Here is a 17,477-nt window from a genome sequence, read left to right on the forward strand (position 1 = left end):
TTCAGCGGCCGACCGCCAGCGCTCTCTGATGTCGGGCATGATACCCGTCGGGGCCGATTGGGTCAGCCCTGCCCGATTGCAGGCTGGCCAGCGACAACGGCACATGACGCGATCCCGGATCGGGCTTGAGCGTCTCGTCGGCCAGCGCCTGAGTGCAGCCGATGCGCAGACCGGTACGGGTAGCCTCCAGCATCCGGTAAAAACGGAACGGGCCCCTGGCCGACACCAGCAGCAGGGACTTGGTCGCCAGCCTCACCATGCAGTCCATGATGCGGGCGCGGGCCAGGGTCGCGCATTGCAGCGCATTACAGGCCTGCTCGAGGGTAAATCGGCCCTCCAGATCGGCCAGCAGGCGAAGCACGGTCCGCTCATCGCGGCTCAATAGCCGATAACTCCAGGCCAGGGACGATTGCAGGGTCTGCTGGCGCGGCGGTGCGGTGCGCAGGCTCGCCGACAGCAGATGCACACTGTCATCCAGACTGCCGACCAGTTGATACAGCCCCAGGGCACAGGCGCGGGCGGCGGCCATTTCCAGTGCCAGCGGCATGCCGTCCAGACGTCGACAGACCTCGCCCACCAGTTCGACGCTGTAATCGTCCAGTGCCGCGTCCGAGATGCTCGCCGCCTGGCAGTCCAGCGCTCGCCAGTGCCGCAGAAACACCAGCGCCGAATCGCAATGGAGGATGGCTTCGCGGGTCGCATCCGGCGCCGGCGAGGTCAATGGAGGGACTTGAAGGCTGCGCTCACCGGCAATACGCAACGGTTCGCGGCTGGTGGCGAGGATTCGCACGGACGGTGCGCCCAGCAGCAGGGCTTCGACCAGCCCGGCGACCTGATCGATCAGGTGCTCGCAATTGTCGAGAATGAGCAGACCGGGCACCTGCGCCAGGTGCTGAATGAGCAGCGGCAGCGGCAGCGTCGGCTCGCCAGCCGGGCATTCAACGCCGAGTGCAACGGCCAGCGCTTGTGGCAGGGTTTCGGCACATTGCAACTGCGCCAGCGGCAGGAACCAGACAGCATCAGAACCGGCTTGCAGTCGCCCGCGACCCAGTTCCACCGCCAGGCTGGTCTTGCCGACGCCGCCGGGGCCAATCAGCGTGATGAATGCCCGGCTCTCGTCAAGGGCCGCATTCACCTCGTCCAGCAAGGCTTTGCGCCCGACCAGGTCAACCGCTGCCGGCAGCCATTGGCGCCCTACTGCCGATCTGAGCGACTGAACCGCGTCGGCATCTTCCAGCAACGCGCCCTCAGTGCATCCGCCTTCGCCCCCCAGCAACAGATAGCCGCGACCGGGGATGGTGCGAATCAGATCGCGATCACTGCCCAGCGCTTTGCGCAAAGCAGAAATATGCACCTGCAGGTTGTTTTCCTCGACGATCGTATCGGGCCAGACGCTCTGCAGGATGTGCTCCTTGATGACAAGTTGTCCCTGTTGGCGCAGCAGCAATTCGAGGATATCGAACGCACGTGTGCCTATGCGCAGAGCAACGCCGTCTTTGAAAACATCCCTGAGTTCCAGGGACACGGTAGCCTGACCGAGACTTATCATCGTATTCACGCAGTCCTTAGTGTGGATTCGCATGCCCTTAAATCGCTGACGGACACGCAGGATCGAACGATCGCGTGCCTGCACAACGCAGCTGATCCATTTTTAGTCAGCGCTTATCTAATCAGTAAAAAACATTCACCGATATTACCTGTAGGGGTAGTGACCTGGCCGTAATCGCTCAGGGCACTGCGCGGAGCGTCGCTGAGAATCCATTATTAACCCGCCGTGGGTTACGGATAAAGCGTTCTGCCATTGCGTGGGGCGCAAAACGCCGTTGCGCGCACGACTCATTCTCCGGTGCCTTGCGCTGCTCTAACGTAGGGGCCACTGGATGACCTCAAGGTCGATCCGCACCTTGCCACTCACTTGAGCAGACCGACATGAGTACGCCGCTGACCTCCGCATCACACGCGCCGACGCAGGGATTGACCCGCGCCATGGTGCTGCTTTTCGCATTCTGTTGCGGCGCCATCGTCGCCAATCTGTATTACGCCCAGCCTATCGTCGAACTGATTGCGCCGGACCTTGGGTTGTCGCCGGGCAGCGCCAGCCTGATCGTGTCCCTGACGCAGATCGGCTATGCACTGGGGCTGTTGTTTCTGGTGCCGCTGTCTGATCTGGTCGAAAACCGCACCTTGATGATCGCCACCGCCGTGGTCGCCTCGATCAGTCTGCTGGGTGCCGCGACCATGGAACACGCCACCGGCTTCCTGCTGGTGTCGCTGATCGTGGGATTCAGTTCGGTGTCGGTGCAGATGCTGATTCCGCTGGCGGCGCACCTGGCGCCGGAGAAATCTCGCGGGCAGGTCGTCGGTAACATCATGAGCGGCCTGTTGCTGGGTATTCTGCTGGCCCGACCGCTGTCGAGTCTGGTGGCCGATCACTTCGGCTGGCGCGCGGTGTTCATGGGAGCGGCCGGGGTCATGCTGGCAATCATCGGTGTGCTGGCAGTGAACATTCCCAAGCGCGTACCGGATCACAAGGCGTCGTACGGTCAATTGCTTGCATCACTGGTGACGCTGTTGCGTCGGCATCCGGTCCTGCGCCAACGGGCGTTGTATCAGGGCCTGCTGTTCGCCGCCTTCAGCCTGTTCTGGACCGCAGTGCCGGTGGAGCTGGCCCGTCATCACGGCCTGTCACAGACCCAGATCGCCGTATTCGCACTGGTGGGGGCCATCGGCGCCATCGCCGCGCCCCTCGCCGGCCGGCTGGCAGACGCGGGCCTCACCCGGCGCGCTTCGGCACTGGCGATGATCCTGGCGCCTGTCGCATTTGCATGGGGACTGACCGAACCCGGTTACAGCATCGTCGGCCTGGCCATCACCGGCGTGCTGCTGGACTTCGCCGTGCAGATGAACATGGTCCTCGGCCAACGAGCGGTCTACGCCCTCGACCCTGCCAGCCGAGGACGCCTCAACGCCCTCTACATGACCAGCATCTTCGTCGGTGGCGCCATCGGCTCCGCCCTCGCCAGCAGCCTGTACGAACACCACGGCTGGCAAGGCGTCATCGCCCTGGGCACAGCCCTGCCTCTCCTGGCCCTCGCGATATTCACCGTGGTCACGGTGAAAACGCCGGCGCGGGGGTAAGCTCGCAACGCGCCATTGATTGCCATGGGGAAAGCGGCGTGGGAGGCGTTCGGTCAGAGGTGGATCGGTAGCAGCACGGCTTGCCGGCGGTAGCGATCTCGAATGCGTCACCGTCGGCAAACGGAACGCCGCCCGGCCGGACGGCTACAGGGTTTGCGTCGTGGCGCAATGATCGTTCCCACGCTCGGCGTGATAACGCTGCGATTGACGCTGCGCGTCAATGAGGACGCGGAGCGTCCTGCCAGGCATTCCCACGCTGGAGCGTGGTAACGATCATCGGGCCACGCCTATGACTGCGTCCGATCAGGCCGGGTAAGCCCCAGCTTGTCGATCCGGTAACGCAGCATGTCCCGCGTCAACCCCAGCAGACGCGCCGACTTGGTGACGTTCCAGTCCGTCTTGTCGAGCACTTTGCGCACCATCTCGTTTTCCACTTCCGGCAGGTTCATGTTGCCCATGCCATCGTCCATCGCCGCCACAGGCGGCGGGTACTGCGATTGCGACTGCTGGGTGAAATGCGGCATGAGACTCTGAGGTGCCATCGGCTCATCCATCAGGCTCATGCACAACCCCAGTTGATGGGGAGCGATGCAACGGGTCTGCGTCAACAGTACCGTCTGTTCCAGCATGTTGCGCAACTCGCGCACGTTACCGGGCCAACTGTAACTGCGTAGCAGGTGCTCGGCTTCGACGCCAAAATACAGGTCGGTCTTGCCATAGCGTTTGCCGTGCAACTGCAGGAAATGCCGGGCCAGGCGAATCACGTCCTCGCCACGGGCCTGCAGACGCGGGACCTTGATCGAAATGATGCGCAGGCGAAAGAACAGATCGCGCCTGAACTTGCCCTGCTGAACCATCTGCTCAAGATTGCAGTTGGTCGCACTGATGATCCGCAGATCGACCTTGCGCTCCTTCACCGAGCCGATGCGGCGCACGGTCCGGTCTTCCAGCAATTTGAGCAGCTTGGCCTGCAGCAACAGGTCCATCTCGCCGACTTCATCGAGAAACAGCGTGCCCCCGTCGGCCGCTTCCACCAGACCCGTGCGGCGGTCCTTGGCGTCGGTGAACGCGCCCTTCTCGTGCCCGAACAGTTCGGCCTCGATCAAGTGGGCGGGAATCGACGCGCAGTTGAATTCAACGAACGGCCCCTTTGCCCGAGGGCCGTCGAAATGCAGGGCCTTGGCGATCAACTCTTTGCCGGTCCCGGTGTCCCCTTCGACCAGCACAGGGGGAAGATCGCTGCTGGTCATGCGGCGCTCGGCGTCGAGCAACTGAGTGACCACGCCCTTGACCGCCATCATCGCCGGCGAATCACCGATCAGGGCCTGCAAACCGGAGTGTTTGGCGTCACGATCCTGATAGAACGACAACGTCCGCTCCAGCCGTTCGGCCGCCAGTGCCTTGTCCAGCAGCAGTTTCAGTTCGGGCAGCGCGACCGGTTTGGTGAGGTAGTGAAACGCACCCTCCTTAATCGCCGTGACCGCGTCCTCGATGTTGCCGTAGCCGGTCATCATGATCAGCTTCAGATCCGGCGCACTCTCTTTCAGGGCGTTGATCAGCTCATGGCCGCTCATGCCCGGCAACGAGTTGTCGGTGAGCACCACATCGGGCCGCCAGTTCTGCAGCAACGTGAGCGCGTCCTCGGCCGAATGACAGACCCGGGCCTCGAATTCGCGGCGTTCCAGGTAGGTCTGGATGTTGCTGGCCAGGAGCTCGTCGTCCTCAACCACCAGTATGCTGTGTTCCATTCAGACCCCCTCCCGCCGCAATTTTGAACGTCAGTTTCACCCGGGTGCCTTCCTGCTCGCGGCTGGTCAGCGACACCTTGCCGGCGAACCGCTCCATGATGCGCTTGACCAGCACCAGCCCCACCCCGAGACCGCCTTGTTTGGTGGTGAAAAACGGCTTGAAGACCATGGCTTCCTGCTGGCGCGACATGCCCTTGCCGTTGTCGGCCACGGTCAGGTAAGCCCGGCCGCTGGCAGGCTCGGAGACGATGTCGATTTTCAACTTGCCGTCCTTGGTCATCGCCTCCAGCGCGTTAGCCATGAGGCTATTCAGGATCTGTGCCAACAGGATGCGCTGACTGATCACCAAAGGGGTGTCAACCGGCTTGAACTCCACGTCAATATTGGCCCGGCGGATTTGTTGCTCATACGACTGAAGAACATCCTGCATGCACGACACCACGTCCACCGCCTCGGATTCCCCACTGATGGGGCGAAGTGAAAGCAGCAGCTCGCGCACCCATTTCGACATCCGGTCGACCTGATTGATGATGTCGTTGATGTTCTTCTGCGCCGCCGGATCGACGACTTCCAGGGCCAGCTCTGCGCTGGAACGGATGGTCGCCAGCGGATTACGCAGGCTGTGCGCCACCGCCGAGGACATCTCGCCCAGCGCGGCGAATTTCTCGCTGTTGATCAGTTGCCGTTGCTGGTACTCCAGCAGCCTCGAAGCCCGCCGCACGATCCAGAACAACCCCAGATAAATCAACATCCCGCCAATGCCGGTGGACACCCAGATCACCACGTAGCCGCGCTCGATGCTGGCGATCAGGTCTTTGGGCTCCTTGTAGATTTCGACGATGGCCAGTACGTCCTTTTCTTCGGCGTCGAACAACGGGATGTAGTTCTCGATGAACAGATAATCCGGCGGGTTCAGGAACTTCTGTTCGTTCTGGTGATGCTGGGTTTCGTGGTGAGCGCTGCCGGTCCGCTGCCGCGAATGAAAGGCCCCTTCCAGATCATCGTTGCCCAGAATGGCCTTGCCGATCAGTGCCGGGTTGGTCGACCAGATGATCACCCGATCAGGGGCGTAGACGTTGACCAGCAAGGCGTCGGGCAAGGAGGAAATGTGGTCGAGAAATTCATCGCGGCTCTTGCGCCGCGTCTCCGGGTCGATATCGGGCCATGGGATGTCGGGCCGCGTGTCCAAAAGTTGGCCCATGGTGTAGCGCGAAGGAATATCGGCGTGACGAATCTCGGCGGACGCCAGCGCGTGGACGAACTGCGAGGTCAGGAGGGAGTCGCGTTGCACCGCTTCGCTGACCACGAACCGGGTGGAAATCAGGCCCAGTCCGATCGCCACCGAGGCGATGACCAGCAGGCTGACGAGTGAAAACCAGCGCAATAAGTTAAACCGAGGCCGTGGTTTTTTTTCCAGTTCTTTTATGCTGGATTGAGTCAGCGTTTCACTGCGCCCTATAGATCCCATGACAGCCGTCCTGGTCACTTTTTTAAGTCGGTATAGCGTAAGCGGGTGGGTTGCGATAGCCATATTTCATGCAGCGAACACTTAATTGACATCATCGCGACATCACCACGCTCGACCGTTCAGCGCTTAGTCCCTGATTGGCAACGAGGTTCGAGAAAAAAACCGGAACTATTTTGCGCGTCCGCCGTCCGTCCGACGGCTGTCGATCGTCCGCTGCACCTTCGTCCCCAGCGCTTCCCCAACTATGGGGAGAGCCCCCCAATGCCCCCGCCGTTTCACCTGCGCAACGCCCTGCCCCATTCCACAGACAAAACGCTGAAACCCTTCTGCTCCGTACCCTGCAGCGATGATTTCGAATTCTGGTACAGATGTTGCGCTGCCCGTTCCAGCCTCCTGGAACCGACGCCTTCGTCCGACTCACGCCAGAGGCAGGTTCATTGCGAGAGGGAAAACAAATGCCCAGCAAATTGACCCCCGCCGTTACGTTGCTGTCTTTGATCGCAGCGATTCACGGTTCCGCCCAGGCCGCACTGTTCGCAGTGGACCAGGGGCCCTACAGTCCGCAAAACGGTAACTTCGCCCAGTGGTATCAGGACACCCACGGCAGAACCATGGACTTGTGCCTGAGCAAGGCCCTGAGTTCCCGCGTTCCCTCCGTGCCCGGTACGCCGTCCTACATGTGCGTACTCAACCCCAACCCCGGCATTTTCGATGACACCCAGCCGGTGGTTTTCCCCAGCAACTTCCCTGACGAAGCGTTCTGGTTCACCGCGGACGCTGCCATCACCGACGTCCCCACCGGTATCGATCTTGGCTATGTCGCCGCCGTGGAAGCGGCGTTCTCGGCCGAAGACCCCGTCGAAGGGGATCAGATCAGCTTCGCGCGGATTCGTATCCGTGTGGATGTTCCTGTCGCCGGCACCTACACGATTACCCACCCTTACGGCGTCGACGTGTTCAATATCGATACCCCCGGGCGCCGCGCGATCAACATGACCCGCGACATCGGTATCGGCGAGCCGAAAACCTACACCGGCGCACTGGGTGGCGACATCGGGCCATTCCTGCGCAGCGTCAACGGCCCCTACACCGAGACCAACCCGGTGACCGGTGGCCAGGAACGCTTCATCGGCGACCCGAATCTCGACGAGGCCGTCACCGGCAGCCCGTTCAACACCAACTTCGTGCGCGTCGAAGGGCCCAACGGAATTGACGTGCGCACCACCGTGTTCGCCGTATCCGGGAAGCTTTCCACGGTCAACCGCCCGACACCGATGATCGTTCAACGTGCGACCTACTCGCGCAGGACAGGCGGTCCGGACAACGCCGGCGTGCAGGCACAACAGGACGTGTTCGCCCTGGCCCCGCCGCAACCGGGGACTGCAAAGTTCATCGACACCGCCAACAGCGACGTGGCGATGACCGAAGCCAACGGCACGGGCAGTTGGTACGGCCAGTCGACAGCCAACCCCACCTTGCCGGCCAATCTCAACCTGACCGCCGACAACAGCCTGGCCATTGCACAGAGCACCCCGACGACCCTGCCGCGGGCACTGGTGGACGTGGTGACCATCGAAAACGCCACGTACAGCATGTCCTCCGGCCAGATCAGCCTCGCAGCCAGCACCAGCGATGCCGCCTCACCCGGAACCCTGACCGCGATCGGCAGTAGCGGCGGGACCATTGGCACCCTCAATGGCGACGGTCCGACCAAGACCTTGACCACCGGCATTTCGCCGATTCCACCGGCCAAAGTGCAGGTGATTTCAGCCAATGGCGGCAGCGATACCGAAGAAGTGGTGATCGTTCCCTGATCGCACCCACTTTTTGCTCTCGAATCTGGAGGCAACATGAACAGTTGGCCAAGTCTGATTTTCAGCGCCGTGGGTCTGCTCGCAGCCAGTGAGGCCGCTTACGCCCTCACAGCAGTGGACCCGGGACCGTACACCGCCGCCACGGGGTATTTCCCGCTGTGGTACAAGGACCAGAATGAATTGTCACTGGAGCTTTGTCAGTCCAGGGCCATCAGCAGCCGGGTCGCTGCCACGGTGCCCCCTTCCTACATGTGTCTGCTCAATGCCGAGCCTGGGGTTTACGACGACGCGTTGCCGATGGTGTTCCCGGACAACTTCCCGAGCGAAGCATTCTGGTTCACCGCCGAGACCGACATTCCCGCCGTCGGCAACAGCGGTTATGAGCTTGAAGTTTACGTTGCGGCGCTGGAGGCGGCGTTCGCCGCTGAACTGCCCAACAACGGCGATCAACAGAGCTTCGCGCGGATTCGCATCCGTGCAGCGATCCCGACCCCCGGCACCTACACCGTCACTCACCCTTACGGCGTCGAAACCGTGGTCGTGCCTGCCGGCGGCACCGGTCGCAGGGCCATCAACATCACCCGGGACATCGGCATCGGATCGCCTGGCAACTTCAGTGGCGCGCTCGGTGGCAACATCGGCCCGTTCCTGCGCAGCATCAACGGCCCCTACACCGCGATCAACCCCGACACCGGCACCACCGAAACCTTCATCGGTGACCCTAACGTCGCCGAGCCGGTGACCGGCAGCCCGAACGGCACCAACTTCGTTCGCATTCAAGGCCCGGCAGGGACGATCATCAGCAACACCTTCAGCGTGACCGGGAAAATTCTGGACGCCCGCGTGCAGACCCCGGTAGCGGTCCATCGCAGCACCTACAGCCGCAATGGGTCGGGCACACGGATCGAACTCTTCGCGTCGTCGCCCAACACCTCCACCCTGTGCTACCGCGAAACCCTGGCGCTGGTGCCTGGCACGCCGCCGTCCGCCTGCCAGTTCAATCTGCTGAGCGACAACAACGGTCACTTCTTCAGCCAGCGTCCGGCCACCGCTGCACTGCCACCGTTCGTGGTGTTGACTGCCAGCAGTCAGACCAACACCACCAAACCGACCCCGGTGTCGAGCAAACTGGTCGACGTGGTGAAAATCCGCACCGCACGCTACTCGTGGGACAACCACACGCTGGTGCTGGAAGCCAGCTCCAGTGACGAAACCTCGCCGCCGGATCTGGTTGCCCAGGGCTATGGCCGCCTGGCCAAGTCCGGTCTCGTTCAGCAGTTGAGCGTGCCCGACCTGACCCAGCCGCCAGCGTTCGTGACCATCAAGTCTGCGGCCGGGGGTGCTGACACCGAGCCGGTCATCGTCGTCGGCACCGCGCCGAACACCGGCGCCAACCAGCCACCTGTGGTGGTCAATGACACCGGCAGCACCGGATTCGGCGTCCCTGTGACCTTGAGCGTACTGACCAACGACAGCGATCCGGACGGCGATGTGCCGCTGACCCTCAGCGACCTGACGCAACCGGCCAACGGTCTGGGCAGTGTCGCCCTGAGCGGCACGACCTCCATCGTCTACACCCCGCCCGCAGTCGTGACGGCGCCGATCCAGGCGATCTTCACCTACAAGGCCGTGGACAGCAAAGGTCTGAAGTCGACCTCGGCAGCCAACGTCACCGTCAGCGTCACGCCCAACAGTCCGCCGGTTGCGGGTAACGACACCGGCGCCACCCTGGCCGGCGCACCGTTGACCCTTAACGTGCTGGCCAACGACACCGATCCGGAAGGCAACGTGCCGTTGAGCGTGACCAACCTGACCCAGCCCGCCGTGAACCGCGGCACGGTGACCACCAACGGCACCAGCGTGGTGTACACCCCGCCGGCCACGGTCACCACGGCCTTCACCGCGACCTTCACCTATCAGGCAGCCGACTCGTTCGGGGCGCTGTCGACACCGGCCACGGTCAACGTGCAAGTCACCGCGCCACCGGCCAACCAGGAAGCCCTGACGATTACCACGGCCACGGTTCAAGTACGCGCCGGCCGGTTCAGTTGGGACGTTTCGGGGACCTCCTCGGTGATCACCGGCAACACCATCACCGTCTCGGTCAACACGCCGACCGGGCCGGTGGTGCTGGACAGCGTGGCGGTGCCTGTGACCGGTCGCTGGCGGATCTCGNCCAGATCGTCGGTGGGCACGGTCCGGACACTGCCGATCACCGTTCGTTGATGTAAACGGCCCGCCTGAGTGCAAGCCCGGGCGGGCCATGTCCTTCATCGCAGAAGACACCGGGACAGGAGAACACCATGTCAGTCAGTCGTCGCCGTTCTCTGTATCGCACGGTTCTAGCGCTGGCGCTGGGTATGTCTTGCCTCGCGGCTCAGGCCGATGAGTTCACGGGCGGTGACGAACTGGCAGGCGCTTCTGAGCTTGGCGATGCCCCGATCAATTTTCCGGGGAGTTCGATCATCGGTCAGCACGCAACCATCCTGCAGCAGGGCTCGGCGAACGTCGCGAACCTGACGCAGAACGGCAGTTCATTGCTGGGGAACATCGTGCAGTCCGGCAGTGCGCAAGAGGCTTACATCCTGCAACAGGGCTCCAACCTCATGGCGTCCATCAATCAGCAGGGCTACGGCAATCAGGCGGAAATTTCGCAAAGCGGTTCGGACAATCAGGCAGCAATCACGCAAAACGGCGCCAATAACAGCGCCAGCATCACACAGACGGGGACCGGGCTGCAGAGCAGCATCAGTCAGTCTGGAAACGGCCAGAGCGTAGAGGTTCGTCAGCTGCATTGACGCGCTCGACACCTCGGCAACCAACCATCAGGAGGTCTACATCATGCTTTTTAAACTCACCCCTGTCGCTGCGGCTGTTCTGGTCATGTTTACCGGACATGCAATGGCGGCCAACAGCCTGTCCACCCAGCTCCAGAACGGGGTCGGCAACACCGCCGACGTGCAGCAATTCACGTCCAGCCAGGCCAGCGTCCAGCAGGTGCAGATCGGCGACGGCAACGACACCGCTGCCTTCCAGCAGGACACCAACTCGCAGATCGACCAGGAACAGAACGGTAACCAGAACGGCGCCTACGGCGAACAACTGGTGGAAACCGGCAGCAAGATCACCCAGCGCCAGACCGAGCAGCGCAACAACACCCACGCCAGTCAGTCGCTGGGCAGTGGCAACCAGATCAACACCCAGCAGTCGGGCACCGGCAACTTCGTCTTCGCCTACCAGGACTCCCAGCTGGGCAGCACGATCACCACCACTCAGGCGGGCAACAACAACGAAGTCATGGCCGAGCAACTGTTCGGCGGCACCGGCAACACTTCGCAGATCACCCAGCGTGGCGATGCCAACCAGGGCTACAGCGAACAGGTCGAGCATGTCGGCGGCCAGATCCAGCTCAATCAGGACGGCGAAGGCCACTACGCCTACACCGACCAGCGCCTTGGCCTGGGCGGTTCCATCAGCGTGGAACAGTTCGGCCAGTTCAACACCGCGCAGATGTTCCAGGACAGCCAGACCGACAGCCACTCGACCATCACCCAGACCGGCAACTTCAACGAAGGGGTGGTCGATCAGGTTCAGGGCGCCAACAACATGGGCGCGATCATTCAGTGGGGGGATCGCAACGCCGCCAGCGTCGCTCAGTACTTCGTCACCAACAGCAGCACCAATGTCTATCAGAACGGTCAGGACAACCTGCACTTCAGTTCCCAGGCGGGCAGCGGCCACAGCATGACAGCGGTGGCGACCGGTGACGGCAACAAAGTCTTCGCCAGCGAGTTCGAAGGCGTGAAGCTGGGCGGACAGTTCGGCAACGGGCAGACCGCGTTCCTCAACCAGAACGGCCAGCAGAACACCATTAACCTCAATCAGAAGGGCAACGGCAACCTGAGCAATCTGAAGCAGGACGGTGCGCGTAACGATACGACCGTCACTCAAAGCGACAACTTCAACGAGCTGTACTTCGAACAGAACGGCAGCGATAACATCCTGATCGCAGATCAACGCGGCGACAACAACTTCGCCACCGGCAACAGTTTCGGAACCGGCAATACCACCGACCTGACCCAGTCCGGCAGCGAGAACCGTTCGTACACCTACCAGGATGGCGACGCCAACATTGCAGTCGTCAAACAGGCTGACAGCTACAACGTGGCGTACGTGAGCCAGACCGGCAGCACCAACAACGCGAACGTCAACCAGAGCGCGACCAACCAGGCGGCAAGCATCACTCAGGTGGGCAGTGCCAACCAGGCGAGTGTGCATCAGCAGTAATCGATGGAATCTGCTTGCCAGCACCGCAGATGATCAAGCCGCCCGCAAGGCGGCTTTTTGCTGGAAAAGACGGCCGTTTCTTCTCACCGCATAGGATGGGTCGAATCGGTGCTGTAGTCCCTTTCTGAAACATTCGAAGTCCGCGCGTTTTGTGTTTCAGCGCGCGGACACCCTCCACTCAACGCCTTACATTCCCGCGCTTTCTCGACGCGAAGCACACGGAATGTCCGACGCCCTCCCCGCCGCCCGCCAGGGCGATGCCCTCGTCCACGCCTCGGTCATGGCCGATGCCCTCGCCGGGGTGCTGGAGGTCGCGGCGGGGGTGGCAATCACCGGGGCGGTAAGTGCCGCCATCGTCGGCGCCTCGGCCTTGACCCTGGCCACCGGCGGGCTCGGTGCCTGCGTGCTGGGCGCCGTGGTCGGCATCGCCGTCGGCGTCGGCATGAGCGCCACCGGCACCGACGACAGCATCCGCGAGTTCTGCGAAGGCCTCGCCAGCGACCTGTTCCCAGCCGAGGTCTGCGGGCATATCAGCACCGGGTCCCCTGACACCTTCTTCAACAGCCTGCCCGCTGCACGCGCAGCCGGGGTCATTTCGCCGAACCCGCCCGATCTGCCCGAAGACGCAGCGCCTGAAGGCACCTTTCTTGACATGGCCTCGGGCTTTTTCTCCGAACTGTGGCGCCCGACCCTGGCCTCCCCCGCACCAGGCGCGCTGCCCCGCCCCATGGACGAGGCCAATTGCACCCGCCATCCACCGATGCCGCCCCAGTACATGGCCGAGGGGGCAAGCAAATTCTTCATCAACGGTCAGCCCGCCCTGCGCAGCCGCGACCGCAGCACCTGCGGCGCGATGGTCAACGCCGCCGGGCAGGTCTCCCCGAACATTTTCATCGGCGGCGAGCCGGTGGCGGTGCGGGCGGTTCGCAGCGGCAAGACGCCCGGCATCGGCCTGGCGGTGAATGCACTGATGCTGCTTCGGGGTGGCCCCGGCAAGTTCGTCAGTAACCTGCCGTGCATGGTGCTGGGCAGCGCCAATGGCTACGCCGTAAGTCAGGTCACAGGCGCCTTGACCCGCGCCGTAACCGGGTCGCCGAATCCGGTGCATGTGGCAACGGGGGCCAAGGTGCTGGGCGGCCCTGAAGAACTGGATTTCGTCCTGCCGGGGGTGATGCCGCTGGCGTGGCAACGGTTTTACAACAGCCGGGACGAGCGCCTCGGCGGGCTGTTCGGCGCGGGCTGGAGCGTGGGGGTTGAGGTCTGCGTACGGGTCGAAGCTCGCCCGGAAGGTGGCGAGCGGCTGGTGTACGTCGATGAGCAGGCGCGCTCCATCGACATGGGGTTCGTTCCGCTGGGTGGGGCGGTGTTCAGTGCCGGTGAAGGGCTGGTCGTGCGGCGCCATGAAGACGGTCGGTTGCTGATCGAGAGCGACGATGCGGTGTACCGGGTGTTCGAGCCGACGCTGCTTGATCCGGCCCATTTGCGGCTTGTTCAGTTGGGCGACCGGAACGACAACCGGATCTTTCTGGCGTACGACGACCAAGGCCGGCTTGCGCAGTTGCGCGAGACCTTCGATGTGCCGAGGGTGGCGCTGGTGTATTCGAGTCGATGGCCGCAGCGGGTGGCGCGAATCGAGCGGGTATTGCCGGACGAGACCCGCGAGACGCTGGTCAGTTATGCCCATGACGATGCCGGTGATCTGGCTGAGGTGCGTGATGCATCGGGGCATGTACAGCGGCGGTTTGCCTACGACAGTGGTCGGCGCATGGTCGAACATCACCTGCCCACCGGTCTGGGGTGTTTTTACCAGTGGGATCTGATCGGGAATGCCGAATGGCGAGTGGTGCGTCACTGGACTGACGACGGCGAGGAATACCGCTTCGAATATGACCTTGTTGCCGGATCGACCCTCGTCACGGACGGTTTGAACCGCGTCAGCGCCAGACGCTGGAACGCTCAGCATCAGATCACCGAGTACACCGACAACCTCGGCCAGCGCTGGCAGTTTTCCTGGAACGAGGCGCGGCAATTGCTGGGGGCGGTCGATCCTCATGGTGGTCAGTGGCATTTCACCTATGACGCAGCGGGCAATCTTGGTTCGACCGAAGACCCGTTGGGCCGGATCGACACGACCTTGTGGCTGGAGCACTGGTCGCTGCCGAAGGTGGAAACCGATGGGGCCGGCAACAGCTGGCAATACCGTTACGACGCACGGGGCAATTGCACCCACGAAGCCGACCCGCTGGGCCATGTCACCGAGTACCGCTACGACTCGCGCGGTCAGGTGATCGGAATCATCGATGCCTCCGGCAAGCGCCGGACGCTGCGTTGGAACCGGTGGGGCCGCTTGGCGGCTCACACCGACTGCTCGGGCCATCAGACGCTGTTCAGCTACGACGACCGGGGTCATTTACAGGGCAGCACCGACGCCGTCGGTGAATCCACGTTCTATGAGCACGACGCACTGGGTCGCTTGCTAAAGAGAACGCTCGCCGATCAGCGGGTCGAGCGTTACCAGCGCGACGCCAGCGGGTTGTTGACCGCGTACATCAATCCGGCGTGCGACAGTGTCACCTATCACTACGACCGCCGAGGCCGGGTGCGCCGTCGTCTGGACCCTCACCAGCGCCAGGTGCAGTTCGGGTATGACCCATACGGTCGTTTGCACACCCTGACCAACGAGAACGGCGAGCGTTACCGATTCGCCTGGGATGCAGGTGATCGGCTGGTTGTGCAGCAGGACCTAGACGGGGGGCGACGGTGTTATCAGTACGATGGGTTGGGGAATCCGGTCCGGATCCGGCACTTTCCTACGCCGTCTGATAACCCACAAGACCCGTCCGCGCCGTTGGTGCAATCGTTCGAACGAGATGCTGCGGGGCGTCTGATCGCCAGGACCACCGCTGACGGCCGCACCGACTACCAATACGACGCACTGGACCAACTGACCGAGGTCACCTTCACCGGCCATGAAGGCCAGCAGCAGCGCGTCGGTTTCGCCTACGACGCCTTGGGTCAATTGCTCGAAGAATGCAGCGCGACCGGTACCCTGAAACACCGTTACGACGAACTCGGCAACTTGATCCAGACCCAGGTGCCGGGCGGCCGGTGGGTCAATCGCCTGCTGTATGGCAGCGGTCATCTGCACCAGATCAACCTCGACGGCGAAGTGATCAGCGACTTCGAGCGCGATCAGCTGCACCGGGAGGTCCTGCGCAGCCAGGGCCGACTGAGCACCCGCAGCCGCTACGACCGCACAGGGCGCCTGGAGGGCCGGCAACGCTGTGACGTGAATCAACCCGCGCACCTTCCGGCCCTGCTCACCCACCAATACGAATACGACCCCGTCGACAACCTCAGCGCCCGGTTACGCATCGAGCACCCACGCGCCGAAAGCCGCCGCGAACTGCTGCACTACGATGGCAGCGGGCGGATCTGCGCCACCCAGAACGACCGCATCGGCCAGGACGAAACCTTCGCCTACGACGCCGCCGCCAACCTGCTGGATCGCCCGCAAAACGGCGCCGGTCCGGTCTTGCACAACAAGCTGCTGACCTACCAGGACAACCGCTACCGCTACGACGGCTTCGGACGATTGATCGAAAAACACAGCCTGCGCTACGGCGTTCAGCAATTGGCTTACGACGCCGACAGCCGCCTGATCGAAGTGCGCGATGCCCGCGGCAACGTCGTGCGCATGACCTACGACCCGCTGGGGCGGCGCATCGGCAAACACGAATATCACCCGCTTGGACAACTGATCCAGGAAACCCGATTCACCTGGGACGGCCTGCGACTGCTCCACGAACAGCACCATGGACTGCAAAGCCTCTACCTCTACGCCGACGGCGGCCACGAACCCCTCGCCCGCGTCGACAGCATCGGCCCGCAGCAGAAAATCCGCCACTACCACAACGGTCCCAACGGCCTGCCCGAACACCTCACCGACAACGACGGCCAGACCGTCTGGCACGCGCGTTATCAGGTCTGGGGCAACACCCGCGAAGAAACCCGTCACCCGTCCTTCAACCAAGAACAGAACCTCAGGTTTCAAGGCCAATACCTTGATCGTGAAACCGGACTGCACTACAACACCTTCAGGTTCTACGATCCGGACGTGGGCCGGTTTACCACACCTGATCCGATTGGATTGCTGGGCGGACTGAACCTCTACCAGTACGCGCCGAATCCGATTGGGTGGGTGGATCCGTGGGGTTGGAGCTGTACTCCCAACAAGAAGACTTCATATCAAGCGACCAGCCGGAGGGATGCGTTCCGACAAGCAAAGCGAGATGCAGGGGTTCCGGTAACCGCAGCTCCAACCAGACTGTATAAAACGCAGCTCGATGACGGATACGGCAATGCTGTTATGCAAAATGGAAAGGTCGTGATGACAAGAAACTATGAATATCTCAACATCAAGTTCAACAAAATCACTATTCAGGAACATAGCTACGGCCATTCGAAGGCGACGTATCTACATGGTGCGGAACCCCATTTCAACGTTCGATTGGGGGACAAACTGCGATCGGGCTCAGTATACGGAGCCCATGGGCACTACAATTTCGAGATTAAAAAATGAACTTCATCGACTGCGTTTACAACAATACCTTTCTTAAAACCATCTTCCCAAAAGGCGTTACGGACCTGGTTTTCATGGCGCATATCGGCTTGAATCCCGAATCGGAATTCAGCTTAAACATTCACACAAAACAGAAACCTTCTAGAGAGGTTCCGAAATGGGGAGTATGGGGAGTCAACTATGACACCGTTGTCATCACGATGCTCGGAACAGGGATCGATCATATACAAATCTCTGACTGGAATAAGATAGGCTATAGCATTCTTCGGTGCGAATCGCTCAACGGAAAATTTCGTTTAGAGACCGTAGGTGAGGATTGGGCAGTAGCATTCACATTTAAAACCTTAACTTTTCAACAATGCCGAACGTACCGTTCCTAACGCGGGTCTGGCTTCATTCCAAAAAAATAATGCCTATGGAGCACTTGGGATATATCGCAC

At 62.0% G+C, this 17,477-nt stretch carries 10 protein-coding genes; 7 read left to right on the forward strand and 3 right to left on the reverse strand.

Going from position 1 to position 17,477, the window contains the following annotated elements; translation table 11 throughout:
- Nucleotide 1: 1 nt before the first annotated feature.
- Entirely contained in the window at nt 2-1,549 is a 1,548-nt protein-coding gene (locus tag D3M70_RS27860; RefSeq protein ID WP_256660022.1) for a winged helix-turn-helix domain-containing protein, read from the reverse strand.
- 380 nt (nt 1,550-1,929) lie between these two features.
- On the opposite strand from D3M70_RS27860, the gene D3M70_RS27865 reads away from it, so the two are divergent.
- Nucleotides 1,930-3,138: an MFS transporter gene (locus D3M70_RS27865; protein ID WP_120129107.1), complete on the forward strand. Its 1,209-nt coding sequence runs from the start codon at nt 1,930-1,932 to the stop codon at nt 3,136-3,138.
- 287 nt (nt 3,139-3,425) lie between these two features.
- Here the strand turns inward: D3M70_RS27865 and D3M70_RS27870 are convergent, their stop codons facing one another.
- Together D3M70_RS27870 and D3M70_RS27875 are read right to left on the reverse strand one after the other, a co-directional pair.
- Complete coding sequence (locus tag D3M70_RS27870) at nt 3,426-4,886, reverse strand: sigma-54 dependent transcriptional regulator (protein ID WP_120129109.1); 1,461 nt, start codon at nt 4,884-4,886, stop codon at nt 3,426-3,428.
- Nucleotides 4,861-6,354, reverse strand: coding sequence for a sensor histidine kinase (locus tag D3M70_RS27875; RefSeq protein WP_120129111.1), 1,494 nt, complete (start codon nt 6,352-6,354; stop codon nt 4,861-4,863). Before D3M70_RS27875 ends, D3M70_RS27870 begins: the two co-directional genes overlap by 26 nt.
- A gap of 455 nt (nt 6,355-6,809) precedes the next feature.
- Between D3M70_RS27875 and D3M70_RS27880 the strand changes: the two genes are divergently transcribed.
- The 6 genes from D3M70_RS27880 to D3M70_RS27905 all read left to right on the forward strand — a co-directional run bounded on the left by D3M70_RS27880 (nt 6,810) and on the right by D3M70_RS27905 (nt 17,417).
- Nucleotides 6,810-8,168 carry a hypothetical protein gene (locus tag D3M70_RS27880; protein ID WP_120129112.1) on the forward strand — a complete coding sequence of 453 codons (1,359 nt, stop codon included), beginning with the start codon at nt 6,810-6,812 and terminating at the stop codon, nt 8,166-8,168.
- 36 nt (nt 8,169-8,204) lie between these two features.
- Nucleotides 8,205-10,343, forward strand: a 2,139-nt coding sequence (locus tag D3M70_RS27885; RefSeq protein WP_256660014.1) for an Ig-like domain-containing protein, incomplete at its 3' end; no start/stop codon positions are given.
- 128 nt (nt 10,344-10,471) lie between these two features.
- Nucleotides 10,472-10,966: a curlin gene (locus D3M70_RS27890; protein WP_165869910.1), complete on the forward strand. Its 495-nt coding sequence runs from the start codon at nt 10,472-10,474 to the stop codon at nt 10,964-10,966.
- A gap of 43 nt (nt 10,967-11,009) precedes the next feature.
- Nucleotides 11,010-12,455: a curlin gene (locus D3M70_RS27895; RefSeq protein ID WP_120129116.1), complete on the forward strand. Its 1,446-nt coding sequence runs from the start codon at nt 11,010-11,012 to the stop codon at nt 12,453-12,455.
- Between the two features lie 223 nt (nt 12,456-12,678).
- Nucleotides 12,679-17,037 carry an RHS repeat-associated core domain-containing protein gene (locus D3M70_RS27900; protein ID WP_120129117.1) on the forward strand — a complete coding sequence of 1,453 codons (4,359 nt, stop codon included), beginning with the start codon at nt 12,679-12,681 and terminating at the stop codon, nt 17,035-17,037.
- Nucleotides 17,034-17,417: a hypothetical protein gene (locus D3M70_RS27905; RefSeq protein WP_120129118.1), complete on the forward strand. Its 384-nt coding sequence runs from the start codon at nt 17,034-17,036 to the stop codon at nt 17,415-17,417. The genes D3M70_RS27900 and D3M70_RS27905 overlap by 4 nt, the downstream gene beginning before the upstream one ends.
- Nucleotides 17,418-17,477 lie beyond the last annotated feature (60 nt).

It is taken from the genome of Pseudomonas sp. LS-2, from assembly GCF_003605735.1.
GTDB lineage: Bacteria > Pseudomonadota > Gammaproteobacteria > Pseudomonadales > Pseudomonadaceae > Aquipseudomonas.